General features: G+C 73.6%; 16 protein-coding genes. 13 read left to right on the forward strand and 3 right to left on the reverse strand.

Going from position 1 to position 24,126, the window contains the following annotated elements; translation table 11 throughout:
* Positions 1-2 precede the first annotated feature (2 nt).
* The 13 genes from ACHFIV_RS26650 (at position 3) to ACHFIV_RS26710 (ending at position 21,232) form a co-directional block, all read left to right on the forward strand.
* On the forward strand, positions 3-1,268 hold the full coding sequence (locus ACHFIV_RS26650; RefSeq protein WP_398974003.1) for a 6-phospho-beta-glucosidase: 1,266 nt from the start codon (positions 3-5) through the stop codon (positions 1,266-1,268).
* Entirely contained in the window at positions 1,259-2,227 is a 969-nt protein-coding gene (locus ACHFIV_RS26655; protein WP_398974006.1) for an N-acetylglucosamine kinase, read from the forward strand. Before ACHFIV_RS26650 ends, ACHFIV_RS26655 begins: the two co-directional genes overlap by 10 nt.
* 306 nt (positions 2,228-2,533) lie before the next feature.
* Entirely contained in the window at positions 2,534-3,922 is a 1,389-nt protein-coding gene (locus ACHFIV_RS26660; RefSeq protein ID WP_398974009.1) for a hypothetical protein, read from the forward strand.
* Between the two features lie 11 nt (positions 3,923-3,933).
* The gene (locus ACHFIV_RS26665) at positions 3,934-4,965 is read left to right on the forward strand and encodes a glutamate ABC transporter substrate-binding protein (protein ID WP_398974012.1); all 1,032 of its coding nucleotides are present in this window, start codon (positions 3,934-3,936) and stop codon (positions 4,963-4,965) included.
* A gap of 47 nt (positions 4,966-5,012) precedes the next feature.
* On the forward strand, positions 5,013-6,350 hold the full coding sequence (locus tag ACHFIV_RS26670) for a hypothetical protein (protein WP_398974019.1): 1,338 nt from the start codon (positions 5,013-5,015) through the stop codon (positions 6,348-6,350).
* Positions 6,347-9,085 carry a serine/threonine-protein kinase gene (locus ACHFIV_RS26675; RefSeq protein ID WP_398974023.1) on the forward strand — a complete coding sequence of 913 codons (2,739 nt, stop codon included), beginning with the start codon at positions 6,347-6,349 and terminating at the stop codon, positions 9,083-9,085. The genes ACHFIV_RS26670 and ACHFIV_RS26675 overlap by 4 nt, the downstream gene beginning before the upstream one ends.
* A gap of 2 nt (positions 9,086-9,087) precedes the next feature.
* On the forward strand, positions 9,088-10,464 hold the full coding sequence (locus ACHFIV_RS26680) for a protein phosphatase 2C domain-containing protein (RefSeq protein ID WP_398974026.1): 1,377 nt from the start codon (positions 9,088-9,090) through the stop codon (positions 10,462-10,464).
* A 145-nt stretch (positions 10,465-10,609) separates the two neighbouring features.
* On the forward strand, positions 10,610-11,971 hold the full coding sequence (locus tag ACHFIV_RS26685; RefSeq protein WP_398974029.1) for a vWA domain-containing protein: 1,362 nt from the start codon (positions 10,610-10,612) through the stop codon (positions 11,969-11,971).
* A gap of 112 nt (positions 11,972-12,083) precedes the next feature.
* On the forward strand, positions 12,084-13,550 hold the full coding sequence (locus ACHFIV_RS26690) for an FHA domain-containing protein (protein ID WP_398974033.1): 1,467 nt from the start codon (positions 12,084-12,086) through the stop codon (positions 13,548-13,550).
* 84 nt (positions 13,551-13,634) lie between these two features.
* A complete protein-coding gene (locus ACHFIV_RS26695) occupies positions 13,635-14,039 on the forward strand; it encodes a globin (protein WP_103515304.1) in 405 nt (134 codons plus the stop codon).
* 149 nt (positions 14,040-14,188) lie between these two features.
* Positions 14,189-17,506 (forward strand): FtsX-like permease family protein, encoded by a 3,318-nt coding sequence (locus ACHFIV_RS26700; protein WP_398974037.1) that lies wholly within the window; start codon positions 14,189-14,191, stop codon positions 17,504-17,506.
* A 1-nt stretch (position 17,507) separates the two neighbouring features.
* Positions 17,508-20,279: an FtsX-like permease family protein gene (locus ACHFIV_RS26705; protein ID WP_398974040.1), complete on the forward strand. Its 2,772-nt coding sequence runs from the start codon at positions 17,508-17,510 to the stop codon at positions 20,277-20,279.
* Complete coding sequence (locus tag ACHFIV_RS26710) at positions 20,276-21,232, forward strand: ABC transporter ATP-binding protein (RefSeq protein ID WP_398974043.1); 957 nt, start codon at positions 20,276-20,278, stop codon at positions 21,230-21,232. Before ACHFIV_RS26705 ends, ACHFIV_RS26710 begins: the two co-directional genes overlap by 4 nt.
* A 51-nt stretch (positions 21,233-21,283) precedes the next feature.
* Here the strand turns inward: ACHFIV_RS26710 and ACHFIV_RS26715 are convergent, their stop codons facing one another.
* The 3 genes from ACHFIV_RS26715 to ettA are packed head-to-tail and all read right to left on the reverse strand — an operon-like array spanning position 21,284 to position 24,071.
* Positions 21,284-21,982, reverse strand: coding sequence for a hypothetical protein (locus tag ACHFIV_RS26715; RefSeq protein WP_398974046.1), 699 nt, complete (start codon positions 21,980-21,982; stop codon positions 21,284-21,286).
* Entirely contained in the window at positions 21,979-22,401 is a 423-nt protein-coding gene (locus ACHFIV_RS26720; protein ID WP_398974049.1) for an acyl-CoA thioesterase, read from the reverse strand. Before ACHFIV_RS26720 ends, ACHFIV_RS26715 begins: the two co-directional genes overlap by 4 nt.
* 5 nt (positions 22,402-22,406) lie before the next feature.
* Positions 22,407-24,071 (reverse strand): energy-dependent translational throttle protein EttA, encoded by a 1,665-nt coding sequence (ettA, locus tag ACHFIV_RS26725; protein WP_398974052.1) that lies wholly within the window; start codon positions 24,069-24,071, stop codon positions 22,407-22,409.
* Positions 24,072-24,126 lie beyond the last annotated feature (55 nt).

Genomic DNA, 24,126 nt, shown 5'->3' on the forward strand with positions numbered 1-24,126 from the left:
GAATGAAGCTCGCAGTAGTTGGTGGCGGGTCCACCTACACCCCCGAACTGATCGACGGCTTCGCGCGGCTGCGGGACACCCTGCCGGTCGAGGAGCTGGTGCTCGTCGACCCGGCGGCCGACCGGCTGGAGCTGGTCGGCGGCCTGGCACGGCGGATCTTCGCCAAGCAGGGCCACCCGGGAAGGATCGTCACCACCTCCGACCTGGACGCCGGGATCGCGGACGCCGACGCGGTTCTCCTCCAGCTCCGCGTCGGCGGGCAGGCCGCCCGCGACCAGGACGAGACCTGGCCACTCGAATGCGGCTGCGTCGGCCAGGAGACCACCGGCGCGGGCGGTCTCGCCAAGGCGCTGCGGACGGTCCCGGTCGTCCTCGACATCGCCGAGCGGGTGCGCCGCACCAATCCCGACGCGTGGATCATCGACTTCACCAACCCCGTCGGGATCGTCACCCGGGCGCTGCTCCAGGCCGGGCACAAGGCCGTCGGCCTGTGCAACGTGGCCATCGGCTTCCAGCGCAAGTTCGCCACGCTGCTGGGTGTGACGCCCTCCGAGGTGCACCTCGACCACGTGGGGCTCAACCACCTCACGTGGGAGCTCGGCGTCCGCCTGGGCGGCCCGGACGGTGAGGACGTCCTGCCGAAGCTGCTCGCCGAGCACGGCGACGCCGTCGCCGGCGACCTGCGCATGCCCCGGCAGATCGTCGACCGCCTCGGCGTGGTCCCCTCCTACTACCTGCGGTACTTCTACGCGCACGACGAGGTCGTGAGGGAACTCGGCACGAAGCCCTCCCGAGCCGCCGAGGTCGCCGCGATGGAGAAGCAACTCCTGGAGATGTACGGGGACCCGGCCCTGGACGAGAAGCCCGCGCTGCTGGGCAAGCGCGGCGGCGCCTTCTACTCGGAGGCGGCCGTGGACCTGGCGTCCTCGCTGCTCGGCGCGGGCGGTCCCCCGGTGCAGGTCGTCAACACGTACAACAGGGGGACGCTGCCCTTCCTGCCGGACGACGCGGTGATCGAGGTCCAGGCCCGGGTCGACGGCACGGGCGCCACGCCGCTGGCCGTGCCCGCGCTGGATCCCCTGTTCGCCGGGCTGATCGGACATGTCACCGCCTACGAGGACCTGGCCCTGGAAGCCGCGCTGCGCGGCGGCAGGGACCGGGTGTTCAAGGCGCTGTTGGCGCATCCGCTCGTCGGCCAGTTCGAGTACGCCGAGGCGCTCACGGACAGGCTGATCGCGCACAACCGGGAGCACCTGGCGTGGGCCTGACCGCACATGTGCTCGCGATCGACGCGGGCAACAGCAAGACCGACGTGGCCGTGATCGGTGCCGACGGCTCGGTCCTCGGCGCGGCGCGTGGCGGGGGTTTCCAGCCGCCGGTCGTCGGCGTCGACGCGGCCGTGGACGGGCTGGCGGAGGCGGTCGCCCCCGCCCTCGCGCGGGCCGGGGTGGACGGTGTCGACCACGTCTCGGCCTGTCTGGCCAACGCCGACCTCCCGGTGGAGGAGCGGGAGTTGGCCGAGGCGCTGGATGCCAGGGGCTGGGGCCGCACCGTCGAGGTGCGCAACGACACCTTCGCGATACTGCGTGCGGGGGTCGACGAGCCCCGGGGTGTGGCCGTGGTGTGCGGCGCCGGCATCAACTGCGTCGGCATGCGGCCGGACGGCGCCACCGCCCGCTTTCCGGCGATCGGCCGGATGTCCGGTGACTGGGGCGGTGGTTCGGGGCTCGCGGAGGAGGCGATGTGGTTCGCCGCGCGGGCCGAGGACGGCCGCGGTGAGCCGACCGAGCTCGCGCGCACCCTGCCGGGGCACTTCGGACTGGACTCGATGTACGCGCTGATCGAGGCGCTGCACCTGGGGCACATCCCGTACGCCCGCCGCCACGAGCTGACGCCCGTACTGTTCTCGACCGGCGCGGCCGGCGACCCCGTCGCGCGTGGTCTGGTGGACCGGCTCGGCGGCGAGATCGTGGCGATGGCCTCGGTGTCGCTGGCCAGGCTCGGCCTGCTGGAGGAGGAGGTGCCGGTGGTGCTGGGCGGCAGCGTGCTGGCGGCCCGCCACCCCGCGCTCGACGGCCGGATCGCGGAACTCCTCGCCGTCCGGGCCCCGAAGGCGGTGGTCAAGGTCGTCTCGGCGCCCCCGGTCCTGGGCGCCGCGCTGCTGGGGCTGGACCACACGGGGGCCGCCCCCGGGGCGCACGACAGGCTGCGGGCCCAGTACGCCTGAGGGCCGGCGGTCGAGGGGCGTCCCGTGGCGGTACCGCCACGGGACGCCTCTCGTGTCAGGGAACCGTGCGGGCGCCCCGGACGTGTTCATGGTGGGGGGACAGTTCACTTCCGGGGGTGGCCTCGTGACGCGTCCGGCCTATCGCCTTGATCGCCCGCGCTCGTACTGATCGAATACGGGAGAACGACGCGGGATCCGGGCATTCCTGGTGGATGGTGGTTCCGGGGGCCATACTTCTGGCCAGGACCAGTCGTCCCCGGCCGGCCGGGGGATCCGGCCGTCGTCAGTGACCGAGGGGGAGGTCAAGTGACATACCCGCCGAGCGGGTCCGCGCTGCGGGAGCCGGAGCCGGATCAGTCGTCCGTGCCCCTGGTCGTACCCCCGCAGCGCCGTGGCGTGCCGTCCGTGGCCGTCGAGCGGCTGCGCGCCGCCGCGACGACCGAGCCGGGCAGGCTGCAGATCATCGGCGCGGCACTGGCCCTGCTGGTGGTGGTGTTCGGAGCGGTCACCTACCTGGAGATCTCCGCGCGGGCCTCGGCCGCCCACGACGTGGTGAAGCGGAGCCAGCCCCTGAGCGCGGACGCCGCGAGCATCTACCGTTCGCTGGCCGACGCCGACACCATGGCCGCGAGCGGCTTCCTGGCGGGGGCCGAGGAGCCCGCGGACGTGCACGCCCGGTACGAGGCGGACATCGACGAGGCCTCGCGCCTCCTGGTGAAGGCCGCGGCGAGCACCGACGCCTCGTCCTCGTCGTACCAGGAGATCACCACGCTGGGCGAGTTGCTCCCCGAGTACACGGGGCTGGTCGAGCGGGCCAGGGCCAACAACCGGCAGGGGCTGCCGCTCGGCGGCGCCTACCTCCGGTACGCCAACCAGAAGATGACCACCGAACTCCTCCCGGCTGCCGAGCGGTTGTACACGGCGGAGACCGGCCGGCTCCGCACCGACTCGGCCGACGCGCGGCAGTGGCCCTTCTTCTCGCTCGCCGCCGGGCTCCTGGCGCTGGCGGCGCTGGCGTGGACGCAACGGCGCAACTACCGCAGGACGAACCGTGTCCTCAACCGCGGGCTGGTCGCAGCGACCGCCGCGGCCACGGTCGTGCTGCTGTGGCTGGCCGTGGGGCACACGGTCGCCAGGGCCGAGCTGCACGGCGCGATGGCGCACGGGCAGTCGTCGCTCGACGTCCTCAACAAGGCCCGGATCAACTCCCTGAAGGCACGGGCCAATGAGAACCTCACCCTGGTCGCCCGAGGCGCGGTCCTCACCCCGGACGGCACACGGGACCAGTACGAGACCGACTACGGCAAGGGTATGAAGGCTCTGGGCGCTCAGCTCGAGAGCGCGGAGGAGCTCGCCGACGACGACACCGGGAGCAAGCCGGTGGCGGTCGCGATCGACACCGTGTCCGAGTGGCAGGAGCGCCACAGGAAGGCCAGGGCGACGGACGACCGGGGCGAGTACGACAGTGCTCTGCGGCAGATCATCGGCGCGGAGGACTCCACGGGTGAGTCGTTCGAGAAGGTCGACGACGCGCTGGAGCAGGCACTCGCCCTCGAACAGGACGACTTCGACGGGGCGGCCGAGGACGGACGCAGGGCACTGGGCGGGCTGCCGCCCGGCGCCGCCGTCCTGGCCGTGCTGGGAGCGGTCGCCGCGATCGTCGGGGTCAACCGCAGGCTCTCGGAGTACCGGTGAGGGGACGAGGGATGACCAGGGCGAAAGGGGCGGCGCGCGGCAGGCTGCGCGGCTGGGGCGGTGTGACGGGCATGGCGGTGGCCTGTGCCGTCACGGCCTCGCTCACCCTGCTGCCGCTCGCACACGGCGACGGGACGTTCGGCGGTCGGAGCGCGGGCCACGGCGCCGCCCCGGCGGTGCCCGCCACGGCGGAGGAGTGCGAGGACCCGGAGGCCAGCGTGCCGGCGTCGGACGCCGACGGCCCGAGCGTCCAAAGGATCAGGGAGCGCGGCAAGCTGATCGCCGGGGTCGACCAGAACAGCTTCCAGTGGGGCTACCGGAACCCGGAGAGCGGTGCGCTCGAGGGCTTCGACATCGATCTCGTGCGCGCTGTCGCACAGGACATCCTCGGTGACCGCGACGCGGTGATCTTCCGGGCCATTCCGACGAACCAGCGCGTCGCCGCACTGGAGCACGACAAGGTCGACGTCGTCGTGCGCACCATGACGATCAACTGCAAGCGCATCGGCCAGGTCGCGTTCTCCACGGCCTACTTCCAGGCGGGGCAGCAGGTCCTGGCCCCCAAGGCGTCGGACATCAGCGGGTACGACGCGTCGCTGAAGGGCAAGCGGGTCTGCACGGCGGAGGGCTCGACGGCGTACGACGCGCTCGACGAGCAGTCCTTCGGGGCGGTCTACAAGGACGAGCACGACGGGACCGAGCTGGACGAGGACCGGCTGACCGTCCCCAACCAGCTGGACTGCCTGGTCCGGCTGCAGCTCGGTGAGGTCGACGCGGTGGTCACGGACAACGCCCTGGCGGCAGGCCAGGCGGCCCAGGACCCGGCGGTGGAACTCAAGGGCGACAAGCCGTTCACCACCGAGTACTACGGCGTCGCGGCGAAGCTCGGGGCCGACGACCTGGTGGCCCGCGTCAACCACGTGCTGGACGACTACCGCCGGGGCGGCGACGCCAGTCCCTGGATGACGTCGTACCGCACGTGGCTGTCGGAGGGGCTGCCCGGCATCAAGGGCCCGCCGGCGCCGAAGTACCGGAGCAACTGACGCGGTCCGGGCCCCCGGGTCCGGCGGCACGAACGGAGAGGTGATCGATGGGCGTGGCGGGATCCTTCCCCGGCTTCGCGGGGAGGCCCCCCGGCCCGGTCATGGACCGGGACGAGGCGGACCGTGCGCTGGCCCGGCTCGGTGCGGAGCACGAGGCCATCGAGACCTCGCTCCTCGCGCTCCAGGACCACGCGGGCCGCCGGCTCCTGGAGGGCGCCGACCTGACCGGTGTGACCAAGGAACGCTGGGCGGTCGCCGATCAGTCGATCACACTGCTGTGGGGGTACTTCGACGCCTACGCGGGGGCGCTCACACGGGCCCGGGAGATCAGGGCCAGGCGCCGCTACCCCGGCAGGGACGACCTGGTGGCCCTGACCGACCTGCTGCGCGGCGACAGTGTGACCGTCGCCGACCCGGGAGCGGCCGGCGCGGGGTCCTCCGCCGGCGGCCCGGCCAGGCTCTCCGAGCGGTTCACGCTGGAGGGACTGGTCGCCCGGATGAACGACCTGTACGCCCGCTCGCTGGACATGGTCGTCGCCGCCGACTCCGTGTGGTCGGCGCTGCCCGCCCGGATAGACCTGCTCGCCGCCGAGCTGCGCCGCACACGCTCGCTGGCGCACTCCGTCGGTGTGCGGCCCGGGGAGCACCCGGCCGGGGACGACCTGGAGTCGATCACCCACGAGCTGACCACCCTTCGGGTGCAGGTGATCTCCGACCCCCTGGCGTTCTGGCTCCCGGTCCCGGGCAGCGCGGCTCCCGGCGGCGGACGGCCCGACACGGCACGCTACGACCGGGCGGCCCGCGCCCTGGAGGACGTGCGCCGGGAGATCGAGGCGGTCCTCGCGGTCCGGCAGGACGCCGAGCAGCGCCTGGTCCGGCTGCGTGACGTCCTGTCCCGCGCGGACCGTACGCTCTCGGAGGCCCGCTCCGCGCGCGGTGAGGTGCTGGCGAAGATCGCCGCCTCCGAGGTGCCCGCCGTCAGCGGGCCTCCGACCGCGCTGCAGGAGCGGCTGGCCGCCGCGTCCGAGTACCGCAGGAACGCCCAGTGGAACCGGCTCTCGCCGTTGCTCGACTCGCTGGAGCGGGAGGCCGAGGACGAACTGCTGCGCGCCCGGGAGTCGCTGACGTCCGTCACCGCGCCGCTCGCCGTCCGGGCCGAGCTGCGCGGCAGGCTGGACGCCTACAAGGCGAAGGTGGCCCGCCACGGCCTGGCCGAGGACCCGCTCCTGATCGAGCGGTACGACGCCGCCCGCCGGATGCTGTGGAGCGCACCGTGCGATCTGCGCGTCGCCGGGCAGGCGGTGCTGCGCTACCAGCAGGCCGCCGCCGACCTGCTGACACCGCGCCGTCCGGACGACCACGACGGACAGGGGGAGACACCATGAGTACGGAGTGCCAGCGCCCCTCGTGCGAGGGCGGGTACGAGGACATGGGCGGCGGGGAGCTGTACTGCGACACCTGCGGCCTGGCCCCGGTCGTGTCGCCGACGGGCATGGTGAGTTCGCCGCCCACCGGCATCGCCGGCGGCGGCAGGGCGGCCGCCGGCCGCGGGAGCGGCAGCACCTCGCGGCGGACCGGTTCCCAGGCGTCCGCGCGCTCCTCGTCCCGCTCGTCGACCTCCCGGCGTTCGGTCTCCGGGCGGCTCTCCCGCTCGCTGTCCGGAGGCTCCGCTTCCCGTTCGGTGTCGGTGCGCTCCTCCGGCGTCTCGACGAGCTCCGCCTCCGGCCGCGGGAGGCTGGGCGCGGGCCTCGTCCTCGTCCCCGACGTGCCGCGGCCCGATCCGTACACCGCGGTCATGGAGAAGCCCGAGGTGCCCGAGCGGAAGCGGTTCTGCTCGCGTTCCGACTGCGGCGCGCCGGTGGGCCGGTCGCGCGGTGAACGGCCGGGCCGCACCGAGGGGTTCTGCACCAAGTGCGGTCACCCGTACTCCTTCGTGCCCAAGCTGCGCGGTGGTGACATCGTGCACGGGCAGTACGAGGTGGCGGGCTGCCTGGCGCACGGCGGGCTCGGCTGGGTCTATCTCGCGGTCGACCGCGCGGTCTCCGACCGCTGGGTGGTCCTCAAGGGCCTGCTGGACACCGGGGACCAGGACGCCATGGCGGCGGCCATCTCCGAGCGCCGCTTCCTCGCGGAGATCGAGCACTCCAACATCGTCCGCATCTACAACTTCGTCGAGCACCTGGACCAGCGCACGGGTTCGCTCGACGGTTACATCGTGATGGAGTACGTCGGCGGGAAGTCGCTCAAGGAGATCGCCAACGAGCGCCGTACACCGGCCGGGAGGCGGGACCCGCTGCCGGTCGAGCAGGCCTGTGCCTACGGGATCGAGGCACTGGAGGCCCTCGGCCACCTGCACAGCCGCAACCTGCTGTACTGCGACTTCAAGGTCGACAACGCGATCCAGACCGAGGACCAGCTCAAGCTCATCGACATGGGCGCGGTGCGCCGGATGGACGACGACCAGTCGGCCATCTACGGCACCGTCGGCTACCAGGCGCCCGAGGTGGCCGAGGCCGGCCCCTCCGTGGCCTCCGACCTCTACACGGTCGCGCGGACGCTCGCGGTGCTCACCTTCGACTTCCAGGGGTACACGAACGTCTTCGTGGACTCGCTGCCCGATCCGGACCACATCGACGTGTTCCGGAGGTACGAGTCGTTCTACCGGCTGCTCGTGCGGGCCACGGACCCGGATCCGGCCCGCAGGTTCTCCTCGGCCACGGAGATGGCGGAGCAGCTGACGGGTGTGCTGCGCGAGGTGGTCGCCCTGCAGACGGGGCGTCCGCGACCGGCGCTCTCGACGCTGTTCGGCGTGGAGACGCGGGTGACGGACACGGAGTTGTTCGCGGAGCTGACCGACGAGGTGTCGCTGCTCGGCGTCCGGACGGATCCTTCCGGGGGCACGCGACGCTTCGGACGCCGCCGTGCGGCGGCCCTCCCGGCGGCCCCCCTTCCCGCACCGGCCCCGGCGGCCACCCCCGCCCCGCCTGCCGTGCCGGCCGGCGCCGCGCCCCTGTACGCGCCGGACACCCATGTCCGGGGCGGTACGGGAGGCGGGGCAGCCGGCGGAGCGCCGGCCCACGTGCGGCCCCTGCCCCCGGTCCCGGCTCCTCGCGCGGAGGTCCGGGCCCCGGCGGCCGGCCCGGCCGTGTACCCGGGCACAGGTCCCCGGCTCGCGGCGTTCGACGCGCGGGCGACCTCGCTGGCGCTGCCGGTCCCACGGGTGGACCCGAACGATCCGAACGCCGGATTCCTCGCCGGGGTGATGGGGTCGGCGCCCGCCGAGCTGATCGCCGCCCTGCACTCCGTGCCCGCCGCCTCGCCGGAGACACGGCTGCGTGAACTCCGGGCCCGCCTGGAGACGGACGAGACCGGCTCCGCGGTGCGGGTGCTGACGGCGGTGGAGGCGGAGCACCCCGATGACTGGCGGGTCGTCTGGTACCGCGGGATCACCTCGCTGGTGACCGGGGAGCACGAGATCGCCGCGCTGTCCTTCGACGCGGTCTACGACGCCTTCCCCGGTGAGCCCGCGCCGAAGCTCGCGCTGGGTGTCTGCGCGGAGGTGCTGGGGCAGCTCGACAACGCCGCGGAGTACTACCGCCTGGTGTGGGCGACGGACCCGGGCTTCGTCAGTTCGGCGTTCGGGCTGGCCCGGGTGCAGATCGCGGCCGGGGACCGGGAGGCCGCGGTACGCACCCTGGAGTCGGTGCCCGAGTCGTCGATCCACTACACGGCGGCCCGGGTGGCCGCGGTGCGGGCCCGGCTCCGTGAGCGTGCCCCGCAGGAGCCTCTGATCGACGATCTGGTCGCCGCCGCCGCGCAGGTGACGGCACTGCAGGGGTACGGCCTGGACGCGGTCAGACGTGAGCGGTTGTCGACCGAGGTTCTGGGGAGGGCACTTGACTGGGTACTCTCCGGTAGTCCCACGGCTCAGCCGGTGGCTCCGCCCTCCCCCGCGCCCGTGGGGCCGGGGACGGTGCTGGGCAGTGAGCTGGACGAGCGGGGCCTCAGGTTCGGTCTCGAACGCTCGTACCGGATGCTCGCCCGGCTCGCGCAGCGGGGCGACGAGAGGATCGAACTGGTGGAGCGGGCCAACCGTCTCCGCCCCCGGACCTGGGTGTGAAGATGTCACAGAGCCACCAGCGGGCCTCCTTGCCGGGGTGCCCCAGCTGCGAGGAACCGCTGGAGCCGGGAGACCGGTTCTGCGGAGCGTGCGGGTACGACCTCTCGGCCGTGCCGGCGCCGCCCGGCGACCGCCCCACGGTCGCCATCACGGTGCCCGCGCAGAGCCCGGGGACACCTGCCGCCGCCCCGGTGGAGTGGCCGCCCGCCTCGGAGACGGACAGCACCGACCGGCCGGCACCCACGCACCGCCCGGCCGACCTCCCGGGAGTCGACTCGGGCGGCAGGCCCCTGTCCACGGCGGACCGGACGGCGGTCCGCTTCGACGAGCCGGACGCTCCCCGGGCCGCCGCGCCGGCCGCTCCGGCCGCTCCGGACGGGGCCTCGGGCGACTTCGAACTGGCCGCACCCGATCCCCGTACGGCGGAGCACGCCACCGCCGGTGCCCCGGCCGCGGGCGTGAAGGTCTGTGTGGCCTGCCGCTCGGGCCATGTGGACACCGACGGTTACTGCGAGAACTGCGGCCACGCCCAGCCCCGTGAGCGCGACCACATGGAGCAGGAGCTCGGCGGGGTGGCGGCGGTCAGCGACCGGGGCCTGCGTCACCACCGCAACGAGGACGCGTTCGCGGTGTCCTGCACAGCCCTGCCGGACGGCTCGCCGGCGGTCGTCGCGATCGTGTGCGACGGCGTCTCGTCGGCGAGCCGCCCCGACGAGGCGTCGGCCGCTGCGGCGAGCGCCGCCAACGAGTCGCTGCTGGAGTCGCTGCCCCGGGGCGCTCACCCGCAGCAGGCGATGCACGAGGCGATCCTGGCCGCCTCCGAGGCCGTCAACGCGCTGGCGCAGGAGCCCCGGCAGGCACTGGAGCACGATCAGCACCGCCAGGAGAACGCCCCGGCCTGCACCCTGGTGGGCGCCGTCATGGCGGGCGGTCTGCTGGTCGTCGGCTGGGTGGGCGACAGCCGCGTCTACTGGGTCCCGGAGGACCGGTCCAACCCGCCGGCCCGGCTCACCGAGGACGATTCCTGGGCCGCCCAGATGGTGGCGGCGGGCCTGATGAGCGAGGCCGAGGCGTACGCCGACGAGCGCGCCCACGCCATCACGGGCTGGCTGGGTGCGGACGCCTACGAACTGGAGCCGCACACCGCTTCGTTCAAGCCGGACAGGCCCGGCCTGGTCGTGGTGTGCACCGACGGCCTGTGGAACTACGCGGAGGCGGCTGCGGAGATGGCGGCGGCGGTGCCGGCCGACGCCTGTGAACGGCCGTTGCACGGCGCCCAGGTGCTGGTCGGTCACGCACTGGACGGCGGGGGCCACGACAACGTAACAGTGGCGCTGCTGCCGTTCGCCGTGGCCGCGCGAGGGGCAGGATCGGCCTGAGCCGCACCCGGTCCGCCGGCGCCCGGCCGGTGTTCCGCCCCGTCCTCGCGCCTTCCCCGCTCCCGCGTCCCGCGCCTTCCGTCCCGCACCCCGACCGCACCTCTGTCTTCGTCTGACTTTCGTGGAGCCTCAAGGAGCCGATCAGATGGCCAACTTCTCCAAGTCCAACGTGCCGCAGTTCTCCGTCGAGGTCTACCAGAACGAGTTCCTGCCCGAGGGCGGCCGGGACGTCAACGCGATCGTGACCGTCACGTCGACGGGCGGGGGAACGACCGGCGGTGTGCCGCTGGCCGGCGGAGCCCCGGCGTCCGGGCGCGTCCCGGGGCAGGCCCCGGATGCCGCCGTGGTGCTCATGGTCGACTGTTCGGGCTCGATGGACTACCCCCCGACGAAGATGCGCAACGCGCGCGACGCGACGGCGGCGGCGATCGACACCCTGCGGGACGGCACACGGTTCGCCGTGGTCGCGGGAACGCATGTGGCCAAGGACGTGTACCCCGGCAACGGGCGGCTGGCGACGGCCGACCCCCGGACCAAGCCCCAGGCGAAGGAGGCCCTGCGCCGGCTGAGCGCGGGCGGGGGCACCGCGATCGGTACCTGGCTGCGGCTGGCCGACCGGCTGCTCGGAGCCGCGGAGGTGGACATCCGCCACGGCATCGTCCTCACCGACGGGCGCAACGAGCACGAGTCCCCGGAGGACCTGCGGGCCGCCCTGGACTCCTGCGCGGGCCGGTTCACCTGTGACGCACGGGGTGTCGGCACCGACTGGGAGGTGAAGGAGGTCACAGCGATCGCCTCGGCCCTGCTCGGCACGGCGGACATCGTCGCCGATCCGGCGGGCCTGGCCGCGGACTTCACGCGGATGATGGAGAACGCGATGGGCAAGGAGGTCGCGGACGTGGCCCTGCGGCTCTGGACACCCGTCGGGGTCGAGATCGTGTTCGTCAAGCAGGTGGCCCCCACGGTCGCCGAGCTGACCGGCCGCCGCACGGTGGCGGGACCGCGGGCGGGGGACTATCCGACCGGATCCTGGGGCGACGAGTCCCGGGACTACCACGTGTGCGTGAGGGTCCCGGAGGCCGGGATCGGCCAGGAGATGCTGGCGGCCCGGGTCTCGCTGATCCTGCCGGCCGCGTCGGAGGGCGGTACGCCGCAGACGCTCTCCCAGGGCCTCGTGCGTGCCGTGTGGACGGACGACATGGCGGCGTCCACCTCGATCAACCCGCAGGTGGCTCACTACACGGGACAGGCGGAACTGGCTCAGGTCATCCAGCAGGGACTGGATGCGCGCAAATCGGGAGACTTCGACGGTGCGACGGCGAAACTGGGCCGTGCCGTGCAGCTCGCGTCGGCCTCCGGGAACGCGGATACTGCGAAACTGCTTTCGAAGGTGGTCGACGTCGTCGACGCGGCGACCGGTACTGTGCGACTGAAAGCGAGGGTCGCGGAAGCGGACGAGATGACACTCGAAACGCGCTCGACCAAGACGGTTCGCGTCAAGAAATAGCGACACGGACGACAACCACACAACCGTACGGAGAGCCGCCCAGGCCGACCGGACGGTGCACCGACGAGCATGGCGGCCTCCGGGCCGGACGAGGAGAGGGGGAAGCGCCGACATGCCGACCTGCCCGAACGGACACCAGTCGGGTTCCGAGGACTGGTGCGAGGTCTGCGGACATCGCATGGCCGGGACGGGCGCGCCCTCGGGCGCGGCCCCGCCGCCTCCGCCTCCCGCACCCGGTTACGGATATCCGCAGGTGCCCGGCGCCGGGGAGCCGACCGCACAGGCCGAGCTCTGCCCGCAGTGCCGCACCCCGCGTGAGGCGATGGCGCCGTACTGCGAGGAGTGCCGCTGGAACTTCCTCACGAACACGGCGACGTCCTACACCCCGCTGGCTCCGCAGGGCCTGAACCTGCCGCCCGGCTTCCAGGCGCAGCAGGGACCGCCGCCGCAGCAGCAGCGGGACCCGTTCGAGTACCAGAGCTCCAGGCCGTCGCAGATGAACCGGCCGGCCGAGCCGCTCTCGCCGGAGGAAGGCGGCCGCCCGGGTCCGCCGCCCCCGCCCTCCTTCCAGCAGGGACCGCCTCCGCCGCCGTCGTTCCAGCAGCAGTCGCCGTCGCCTTTCGAGGCGCAGGGACAGCAGGGACAGGCGCAGGGCCCTCCGTCGCCGTTCGATCCGCAGGGGAGGCCCGGCCAGCAGGTCCCCGGCCAGCAGGGTCCGCAGGGCCCCGGGCCGCAGGGCCAGCACGGTCCCGGGTCGCAGGGCCAGCACGGCCCCGGGCCGCAGGGCCAGGGTCCGCAGGGCCAGGGTCCGCAGGGCACCGGTCCGCACAGGCAGGGACCGCAGGGCCAGCACGGCCCGGGTCCGCAGGGCCAGCACGGCCCCGGTCCCCAGGGTGGCTCTCCGTCGCCGTTCGAGCCGCAGCGGCAGGGCCCGCCTCCCCCGCCGTCGTTCCAGCAGCAGTCCGCTCCTCCGGCGCCTCAGCGGCCGCAGGCGCCGCAGACCGGTGGGGGCGACGACTGGATGCTGCCGCCGCCCTCCCAGCAGCAGCCTCCGCAGGCCTTCCAGCAGGGTCCGCAGACGCCCCAGGCTCCGCAGGCCTCTCAGGCGCCTCAGCCCCCGCAGCAGCAGTTCCCCGGTCAGGGCCCCGCCCAGGGCGGACGGGACCAGGGGCCCGGCAGCTGGACGGCCGTCATCGCCCCGGACCGCGACTACTTCCTGGCGATGATGCAGCGCAGCGGTCCCGAGGCGACCGGGCTCAACCTGCCGGCGTACTCCCCTGAGCAGCATCTTCCGCTCACCGGCGGCCAGATCACCATCGGCCGCCGTCGGCACAGCACGGGTGAGTCCCCCGACATCGATCTGGCCGTACCGCCGGAGGACCCCGGTGTCTCGCACCAGCACGCCGTGCTGGTGCAGCAGCCGGACGGCAGCTGGGCCGTCGTCGACCAGAACTCCACGAACGGCACGACGCTCAACGGCGCCGAGGACCCGATCCAGCCCTATGTCCCCGTCCCCCTCCAGGACGGTGACCAGGTGCACGTCGGGGCCTGGACGACGATCACGGTGCGCCGCGCCTGATCCGAGGGGGCCGCGGTGCCCGCCGGTACGGACCGGGGTCCTAGGACCCCGGTCCTCGGCCGGGACGTCTGCGACGATGGACGGGTGACAGAGATTCCGCGCGACACGCTTCAGGAGCAGACCTTCTACGAGCAGGTCGGCGGCGAGGAGACCTTCCGGCGCCTGGTCCACCGCTTCTACCAGGGCGTCGCGGAGGACCCCCTGCTGCGGCCGATGTACCCGGAAGCGGACCTGGGCCCGGCCGAGGAACGGTTCGCCCTGTTCCTCATGCAGTACTGGGGCGGCCCGCGCACCTACAGCGACCAGCGGGGACATCCCCGGCTGCGGATGCGGCACGCCCCGTTCCAGGTGGACCGGGCGGCGCACGACGCCTGGCTCGGCCACATGCGGGTCGCCCTCGACGAGCTCGGTCTGCCGCCCGAGCAGGAGCGCCAGTTGTGGGACTACCTCACCTACGCCGCCGCCTCGATGGTCAACACCGCTGGCTGACCCGTGCGCGGAATGCGACGCTCCGTGGCCGCATAACGGTCACGATCCCATCAAGGTGCGTCCACAAGCGGTTACCAGGAGCCCGTGCACTCTGAAAGCATCCGGTACGCGCCACGGGGCGTGCGGCTGTTCGGGGTGCGGGGGATCAGGTGACGGGGTTCGTCTTTCTGCGGGTGCGGGCGCACAGGCTCCTGCTCTCCGCGGCCGTCCTCGCCGTGCTGCTCACCACCTGTGTGCTGGCGGCGCTCACGGCGTTCTCCGGTTCCATGGGGGACGCGGCGCTGCGTCACACGCTCACCCATCGCTCCGCCGAGCGGGCTGCCCTCTTCGTCTCCGCCGACGTCGACCGTGAGCGGCGGGACGAGGCCGACGCCACTGTGCGACAGGGGGCCCGGGCCACCTTCGACGGGTTGCCGGTGACCGTGCGGAAGCTGGAGAGCTCGGGCACGTACGCCCTGCCGCGCAGCCTCCAGGCGCCGTCCGCACGGCGCGGTGAGCCCGACCTGACGCATCTCGCCTCGCTCGACCGCAGCCGTGTCCGCCTCGTCGCCGGCCGCATGCCGGACGCGGGGGCGGGCGGTCCCGGGGAGCCCGTGGGGGTGGCACTGCCGCGTGCCGCGGCCGAGGCGCTGGAGCTGGAGCCGGGATCCCGCTTCCCGCTCACCGACCGGATGACCGGCAAGCCGCTGCCGGTCGAGATCACCGGCCTGTACGAGGCGTCCGATCTGGCGGACCCGTACTGGCGGCTGGACCCCCTCGGCGGGCGAGGCGCCCGCAAGGTGGTCTTCACCACGTACGGCCCGCTGCTGGCGGATCCCGCCGTGCTCGCGTCCGCGCGGATCAGCGCCGGTCCGGTGTCCTGGCTCGCCTCCGCCGACTTCGGTGCGGTGACGACCGGCAGGACCGAGGCGCTGCGCCGGGCGTCGGCCGACGGGCCGAAGAAGCTGTCCGCGGTGCTCGGGGACGGCGCCACGGTGCGGACCGCTCTGCCGACCGTCATCGGCCAGATCGAGCGGGCCCTGCTGGTGTCCCGGTCCACGATCATGATCGTCGCCGTGCAGCTGGTCCTGCTCGCCGGCTACGCCCTGCTGCTCGTCGCACGGCTGCTGAGCAGTGAGCGGGCCGGCGAGACCGAGCTGCTGCGGGCCCGGGGCGGCTCCAGGGGCCGGATCGCTTCGTCGGCCGCGATCGAGGCGCTGCTGCTCGCGGTGCCGGCCGCGGTCGTCGCGCCGCTGCTCGCCGGGCCGCTGACCCGGCTGCTGGCGGACCGGAGCGAGCTGGGCCGCATCGGGCTGCGGCTCGACGGCGGGGCGGACGGCACGGTCTGGCTGGTGGCGGGCGGTGTCGCGCTGACGTGTGCGCTCGCCGTGGTCGCCCCCGCCCTGGCAGCGGGCGGGGGCGGGCGCCGGGGGTCTCGCGCCGGCGCCCTGCCCGCCCCGGTGCGCGCGGGCGCCGACATCGGGCTGCTGCTGATCGCGGGGGTGGCGTACTGGCAGCTGGACCGGCAGACGGGTGCGTCCGGCAGCGGGGCGCTCAGCGGTGACCGGGACGGTGAGCTGGGCATCGATCCGCTGCTCGTCGCCGCTCCGGCGCTGGCCCTGCTCGCGGGTACGGTCCTGACTCTGCGTCTGCTCCCGCCGGCCGCCCGGCTCGCCGAGCGGCGGGCCGCGGGGGGCCGCGGGCTGTCGGCGGCCCTGGCGGGCTGGCAGTTCAGCAGGCGGCCGCTGCGCGGCGCGGGCCCGGTGCTGCTGCTGGTCCTGTCGGTCGCGATGGGCATGCTGGCCATCGGTCAGAGCGCGTCCTGGGACCGGTCGCAGCGTGACCAGGCGGACTTCAGGTCCGGCGCGTCGGTGCGGGTGGTGGGCACGCAGTCCGGCGACCCCGCGAAGGCCGCCGCCTACACGGGCCTGCCGGGCGTCCGGGAGGCGGCTCCCGCGTTCCGTACGACGGCTGATCTGTCCGGCGGGCGGACGGCCGAGGTGCTCGCCCTGGACACCGCGCACGCGGACGAGCGGATGCTGATGCGCGGTGACCTCTCCGGCACGTCGGCGCAGGGGCTGTTCGACGCGATCGCGCCGCCCCCGGCGGCACGGACCGGGGTGGTGCTCCCCGAGGGCGGACGGGTGCTGTTCGACCTGCGGGTCAGTGACACCTCGGCGCCCGGCGGGAAGTCCCCCACCGGCTCCACGGCACTGGTCAGCGTGCTGCTGGAGGACCGTTACGGCATCGGCTACCGGGTCGGGGCGGGCTCCGTCCCCGTCGACGGCCGCGCGCACGCCCTGTCGTTCCCCGTGTCGGCGTCGGGCGGGCTGGCGGTGACCGGCTTCGAACTGGACGGTGACGTGCCCGCTGTCCGCCCGGAGGAACGGCTGGTGTCCGTGACCGGCCTCCGGACCCTGGGCGCGGACGGGAAGGAACGCCCGGCGCCCGCCTCGCAGGGGGTGCGCTGGCGTGCCGCGGCGACCGTGTCCGAGGGGAGCGAGACCGGCCCCGGCGAGACGGTCCGGGAGGTGACCGGCTCGGGCGCCGCCCCGTCCTTCCTGTACGGCAGCGGGGCCACCCCGCCGGACGACTCGTTCTTCGGCAGCGGGGCCGCGGTCGGCACCCTGCGGATCACCGCGTCCCGTCCGGCGGCCCCCGCGCTGAAGGCCGTGGCCACCGACGCGTATCTGACGTACGCGGGGGCGGAGCCCGGCCAGGAGATCGACCTCACGCTGGCGGGTCACACGGTCCGGGTCACTCTGGTGGAGTCGGTGCGGCAACTACCGACGACGGGCCCGGCCGCCGGTGCTCCGGAGGGCGGTGCGCCGGACTCGGCCGTGAAGGCGGGCGGCAGCCTGCTGCTGGACCTCAGGGCGGTGTCGGAGGTGCTCGCGCACCGGCCGGGGGCCACCCTCGCGCCGACCGAGTGGTGGCTGAGCACCGCACCAGGCGACGGCGCGGAGGTGGCGGCCGGGCTGCGGGCGCTGCCCGGCACCGATCCCGCGCAGGTGCGGGTGCGCGACGAGGTGGCACGGGAACTGACGGACGACCCGCTGGGGGCGGGACCGCAGGCCGCGCTGCTCGCCGTCGCCGTGGTGGCAGCCGCGCTGGCCGCGGTCGGTTTCGCCGTCGGCCTCGTGGGCTCGCAGCGCGAACGGGCCGCCGAGTTCGCCGTGCTGCGGGCTCTGGGCGCGCCCCGTCGCCGGCTTGCCCGGCTGATGGCCGCCGAGCAGGGCGTGCTGGTCTGCCTGGCCCTGCTGATCGGCCTCGTCCTCGGGGCGGTGCTCACCCGGGCCGTGGTGCCGCTCGTGGTGCTGACCGGGCAGGCCACCAGGCCTGTGCCGGACGTGCTGGTGATGCTGCCGGCCGGCCAGGTCGCGGTCCTGCTCGCCGCGGTCGCCGCCCTGCCGCTGCTCTTCGTCGCCGCGCTCACGCTGCGCCGCGGCGACCCGGCGGTCTCGCTGCGCCACCAGGGGGACAACTGACATGAACGCCGCCAAGATCCCCGCTGCCTGCGCCCCCTGGGTGCGTACCAGGCTGCGCACCGCTCCCGGTGTCTCCGCCGCCCTCGCGGTCCTCGTGTTCCTGACCGCCTTCCTCGCCGCCGCCTTCCCGCGTTCCGTGGACGCGTACGAGACGGAGGCACTGCGCCACGGCGTCACGGCCGCCCCGCCCGGGCAGAGTGTCCTCGAGGTGACGACGCTGCCGCCGCCGCTCGGCCAGGCGCCCTCGGTCCGTGAGAGCGCGATGCGGGAGAAGGCGCTGGCGGCGGCCGACGGGGCGCTGGCAGAGGCGCTCCCGGACCCGGTACGCGCCGATGCGCCCCGCTCCTCCTACGGGGTCCACACCACGAAGCCCCTGGTCGCCGATGAGGCATGGCTGCCCCGGCCCAACGCCCTGCCGCCCCGGTTCACGTACGCGTCCCCGTCTGCGCTGCCCGGCCACAGCACCCTGCGGTCGGGGCGCTGGCCCATGGCGCGTGACGTGGTGACGCTGGGGACCCGCGAGGTGGAGGCCGCCGTCACCGAGGAGACGGCGGCGGAGCTGGGGATGAAGCCGGGCTCGGCCATCGCGGTACCCACCCAGGGCGGTGGGCCGCTCACCGTGCGGATCACCGGCATCGTCACGCCGCTGCGGCCCGGGAGCGGCTACTGGGCGGTCGACCCGTTGTTCCGCGCCCCGTCCCTGGTCAGGGATCCCGGCTCCCCGACGCCTGTCTACTACTGGCGGGCGACCCTGCTGCTGGCCCCGGACACCGGTCCGGCACTGCTCGCCACCACGGGTGAGCCGGAGCTGTACTGGCGCTTCGCCCCCGACGCCTCGGGGCTGACGACGGCCGACGTCCCCGGGCTCGTGGCCGGTGTCGCGGCGGTGGAGAACGGGCCCGGGCTGCTGGAGTTGCGCGACATCGCCGGGCCGAACACCACGCTCACCACCGACCTGGACGCGATCCTCGGTGCCTACGCGTCGACGCGCGCCGCCATCGGGCCCGTCGTCACCGTCGCCGCGGTCGGTATCGGGGCGGTCGCCGCCGTCGTCCTGCTCATGACGGGCGGGCTGATCAGCGCCCGCCGCCACCACGAACTCGCCCTGCTGCGCTCGCGCGGTGGGTCGCTCACGGGCATCGGCGGGCGGCTGCTGGCCGAGACGGCGGTAGCCGTGCTGCCGGCGGCGGCGCTCGGGCTGCTGACGGCCGTCCTGCTGGTCGGTGAGGCCCGGTTCCTCCCGGCCCTCGCCGGTGCCGCCGCTGTCGCCGTCCTCGTCTGCGGGGTGCTCCCGCTCCGGATGGCCCTGCGGCACCGCCGGCCGTCGCTGCACGGAGCCCGCGACGATCTGACGAGCGCCCGCCCCGGCAAGGGCCGCACGGTGGCCGAACTGACCCTGTTCGTCCTCGCGGCCGGCGCGGTGGCGGCGTTGCGCCGCCGCGGTACGACGACGGGGTCGGGCGCCGACCTGCTGGTCAGCTCCGCGCCCGTCCTGGTGGGGCTGATCGCCGCCCTCGTCCTCGTACGGCTGTACCCGCTGCCGCTGCGGCTGGCGGCCCGCCCCGTGGCACGGCTGCGGGGAGCGGTCGGCTTCCTGGCGCTGGCCCGCGCGGGCCGGGCCTCGTCGAGCGGCACGCTGCCCCTGCTGGCCCTGCTGATCGCACTGACCACCGCGGCGTTCGGCGGCTCCGTACTCGCCGGGGTCGCGGACGCCCGCGCCGACGCCGCCCTGCGCGCCGTCGGCGCGGACGCCAGGATCAGCGGGGAGGGCGCGCTCTCCCCGGTCTCCGACGGCCTGATCCGCCAGGTGCGGGCGGTGGACGGCGTCCAGGACGTCGCGGCCGTACGCATCGAGTACGGGACCCCCCTGGCCTCGGCCCGGGACGCCAGGTCGGACACGAGGCGCGCGACCCTGATGGGCGTGGAACCGAAGTCCTACGCACGGCTGGCCCGCGGCGGCGGGCTCCCGGACTTCCCCGCCGCCGCGCTGGAACGGGGGCCGGGAGACGGCCGGGTGCTCCCCGCCGTCGTCTCGCCCGCGCTCGCGGAGCGGCTCGGTGGCCGGCCGCACACCATCCGGTCCGAGGCCGGTGACATCACGGTGCGGGTAGCCGGGGTGCTCTCGCGCACCTCCGCGGTGAGCGGTTCGGATTACCTGATCGTCGACGCGGAGGGGCTCGCCCTCCCGGATCCCACGACGCTGCTGATCACCGGGGTCTCACTCGACGAGAAGCAGCTCCGGGCCGCCGCACGCGACGCCGGACCGGGGTACGGGTTGCGGCTGCGGACGGCTGAGCGCGCGAAGTTCGTGGACACCCCGATGCAGTCGGGCGCCGAACGGATCTACGGGGCCGCGGTCGTGGCGGGCGCCGGGTACGCGCTGCTCGCCGTGCTCCTCTCCCTGCTGCAGACGGCGCCGGAGCGCACCACGCTGCTGGCCCGGCTGCGCACCATGGGGCTCACCACCCGTCAGGGACGGCGGCTGCTCGCGTTCGAGGCGATGCCGCAGGCACTGCTGGCCGCGTGTGGCGGGCTGCTCGTCGGCTGGGCGACCATCGCCCTGCTGGCACCCGGCGTCGATCTGGGCACGCTGGCACTGGCCGGCGGCGACCCCTCGACGCCCGGCGCCGCTTCCCTGCGGGCCGACGTCCGGTCGCTGGTGCTCCCGGCGGCCGGCGTGGTCCTCCTCGCCGCCGCCGTGGCCGGTGTCCAGGCGTGGTGGGCGGGCCGCCGTGGATCGATCAAGGAACTCAGGGCAGGAGACACCCGGTGACATCGTCGACAGAGACCACGCTGGCGGAACTCGAACAGCGGGCCGCCGCCCGCCGTGACCGGCCGTCGTACGGGCATGACGCCCTGATCGCCTGCGACCGGCTGGTGCGCGTCTTCTCCACGGACGGTGTGGAGGTGCAGGCGTTGCAGGGGCTCGACCTCCTGGTCGCCGAGGGAGAGCTGATGGCGCTGGTCGGCGCCTCGGGCAGTGGCAAGTCGACCCTGATGAACATCCTCGCGGGCCTCGACGTCCCCACCGCGGGGTCTGCGAAGGTGGCGGGCTGCGACCTGCTGGCGATGGGGCAGAAGGAACGGCTGCGCTACCGCCGTGACATCGTCGGCTTCGTCTGGCAGCAGACCTCCCGCAACCTGCTGTCGTATCTGACCGCCGCGCAGAACGTCACGCTGCCCATGCAGCTGCGCGGCGGCGGCCGCAACCGTGAACGGGCCGCGCGGGCCGACGCGTTGCTGGACATGCTGGACGTCACGGACTGCCGGGACCGCCGCCCCGCCCAGATGTCCGGCGGACAGCAGCAGCGGGTGGCGATCGCGGTGGCCCTGGCCAACAACCCCTCGGTGCTGCTCGCCGACGAGCCGACCGGTGAGCTGGACTCCGCGACCGGCGAGCAGGTGTTCGCCGCGTTCCGCCGTGCCAACGAGGAACTCGGTACGACGATCGTCATCGTCACGCACGACCAGGCGGTGGCGGACGAGGTGCGCCGTACGGTCGCGATCCGCGACGGCCGCACGTCCTCCGAGGTGCTGCGGCGTACCGAGGTGGACGCCGCGACGGGACAGGAGTCCCAGGTGGCCCGGGAGTACGCGATGCTCGACCGGGCGGGCCGGCTCCAGCTGCCCGCCGAGTACACGGAGGCGCTGGGAATGGAGCACCGGGTGATGCTGGAGCTGGAGCAGGACCACATCGGGGTGTGGCCGGACGCGTCGAAGGAGTAGGCGCGGCGAGGAATCCGCGGCGGACGTGCCGCAGGCCCGGGCCCGCTGTCCTCAGGCGGTCCCGACGGTCACGGCGAGCGAGCCGAGCCCGCTGCCGCCCGCGCCCCGCAGGGCGATCGAGCCGAACGGCGTGCGCAGCCGCAGCCAGGAACCGGCGGCGAGCAGCGCGACGGGGAAGCCGGGCGCGGGCCGCAGGAAGCCGAGGGACTGCGCGGCGTGCACGGCGCGCAGCGGGAGGTCCGTGTCCCCGACCGTACGGGACCAGATGTCCCGGCCGATCAGGTCGCGTTCCGCCCGGTTGCGCCGGTCCTCGGGCAGCGCCGCGTCGCGGGCACGGAATTCGGCCACGGCGTCGGCGAGCTCGTTCCGCAGGTCGACGGCGCCCGGCAGCCCGGGGCGCTCCTGCCATCCGCCGCGCGGCGGCAGCATCCCGGCCCACGGGGGCCCGGTGACGGGTGCCGGCAGGGCGCTCACGCCGGCCTCTTCGTCGCCCGCGTCCGTGTCGAGGGCTTCGAGGAGTTCACCGGCCGAGACCGTGACGTCGAAGTCGTGGACCCCGGCCAGCCGGACCGTCCGGATCGCGAGGACCTCGAACGACGGCGGCCGGCCGAAGACGGCCAGCGCGCCGCCGCCCGCCTGGAGGCGGACGGCGGCGGCTCGGTCGTAGTGCAGCAGCCGGCCGAGGAAGGCGGCGAGATCCGCCGCCTCCCTTCCGTCGGCGAACCGCGGCGACCGTACGGGCACTGTCATACGACGGCGGGCTCCTGGTCGAGGTACTCCTGGAGGAAGAGCTTCTCCTCGGCGGTGATCCGCCGGGGCCGCTCCTCGGCCAGGTTGTAGGGCACGACGACCGTCGACGCCCGTACGTAGACCTGCCCGGGGTCCTTGACCTCGTAGGCGATGGTCAGCGACGCGGCCGTTATCTTCGTGACCCAGGACTCGATGGTCACCGGCGCGTGCCGGTGGACGAGCGGGCGCACGTAGTCGATCTCGTGCCGTGCCACGACGGAGCCGCCCGAGAAGGACGGCGAGCCGTCCCCCGGCGCCAGCCGGAACATGAAGTCGATGCGCGCCTCCTCCAGGTAGCGGAGGAAGACCACGTTGTTCACGTGGCCGAAGGCGTCCATGTCCGACCAGCGCAGCGGGCAGCTGTAGATGTGACGGGCCAAGTCGATCAGCCTCGCGTGAGCTTCTTGTACGTGGCACGGTGCGGGCGCGCCGCGTCCGCGCCGAGGCGCTCGATCTTGTTCTTCTCGTAGGACTCGAAGTTGCCCTCGAACCAGTACCACTTGGAGTCGCCCTCGTACGCCAGGATGTGCGTGGCGACGCGGTCCAGGAACCAGCGGTCGTGGGAGATGACCACAGCGGCCCCGGGGAACTCCAGCAGCGCGTTCTCGAGCGAGGACAGGGTCTCGACGTCGAGGTCGTTGGTGGGCTCGTCGAGGAGCAGCAGGTTGCCGCCCTCCTTGAGCGTCAGCGCCAGGTTGAGGCGGTTGCGCTCACCGCCGGACAGGACGCCGGCCGGCTTCTGCTGGTCCGGGCCCTTGAAGCCGAACGCGGAGACGTACGCCCGCGAGGGCATCTCGACCTGGCCGACGTTGATGTAGTCCAGCTCGTCCGACACGACGGCCCAGAGGGTCTTCTTCGGGTCGATGTTGGCGCGGGACTGGTCGACGTACGAGATCTTGACCGTGTCGCCGACCTTGATGGCGCCGGAGTCCGGCGTCTCCAGGCCCTGGATCATCTTGAACAGCGTGGTCTTGCCCGCGCCGTTCGGGCCGATGACACCGACGATGCCGTTGCGCGGGAGCGTGAACGACAGGTCGTCGATGAGGACCTTGTCGCCGAAGGCCTTGGAGAGGTGCTCGACCTCGACGACGATGGAACCGAGTCGCGGGCCCGGCGGGATCTGGATCTCCTCGAAGTCCAGCTTCCGCATCTTGTCCGCCTCGGCCGCCATCTCCTCGTACCGGGCGAGGCGGGCCTTGGACTTGGTCTGGCGGCCCTTGGCGTTGGAGCGGACCCACTCCAGCTCTTCCTTGAGCCGCTTGGCGCGCTTCTCGTCCTTGCGGCCCTCGACCTTGAGGCGTGTCGCCTTCTTGTCGAGGTAGGTGGAGTAGTTGCCCTCGTAGGGCAGGGCACGGCCGCGGTCGAGTTCGAGGATCCACTCGGCGACGTTGTTCAGGAAGTACCGGTCGTGCGTGACGGCGACGACGGCGCCCGGGTACTTCGAGAGGTGCTGCTCCAGCCAGTTGACCGACTCGGCGTCGAGGTGGTTGGTGGGCTCGTCGAGGAGGAGGAGGTCAGGGGCCTCGATGAGCAGCTTGCAGAGCGCCACACGGCGCTTCTCGCCGCCGGAGAGGTTGTTGACGGGCCAGTCGCCGGGCGGGCAGCCCAGGGCGTCCATGGCCTGCTCCAGCTGGGCGTCGAGGTCCCAGGCGTTGGCGTGGTCCAGGTCCTCCTGGAGCTTGCCCATCTCGTCCATGAGCGCGTCGGAGTAGTCCGTCGCCATGAGCTCGGCGACCTCGTTGAAGCGCTTGAGCTTGCCCATGATCTCGGCGGCACCGTCCTGGACGTTCTCCAGCACGGTCTTGCTCTCGTCGAGCTTCGGCTCCTGCATGAGGATGCCGACGCTGAACCCGGGCGACAGGAAGGCGTCACCGTTGGACGGCTGCTCCAGGCCCGCCATGATCTTCAGCACCGTGGACTTACCGGCGCCGTTGGGCCCCACGACACCGATCTTCGCGCCGGGCAGGAAGTTCAGATTGACGTCATCGAGAATCACCTTGTCGCCGTGCGCCTTGCGCGTCTTGCGCATGGTGTAGATGTACTCAGCCAAGAGAAACCGTCCGGCAGCAATAGAGGTGTGGGCAGATACACCCATCTTGCCTGAC

This window comes from Streptomyces sp. ALB3, from assembly GCF_044385685.1.
Classification (GTDB): domain Bacteria; phylum Actinomycetota; class Actinomycetes; order Streptomycetales; family Streptomycetaceae; genus Streptomyces.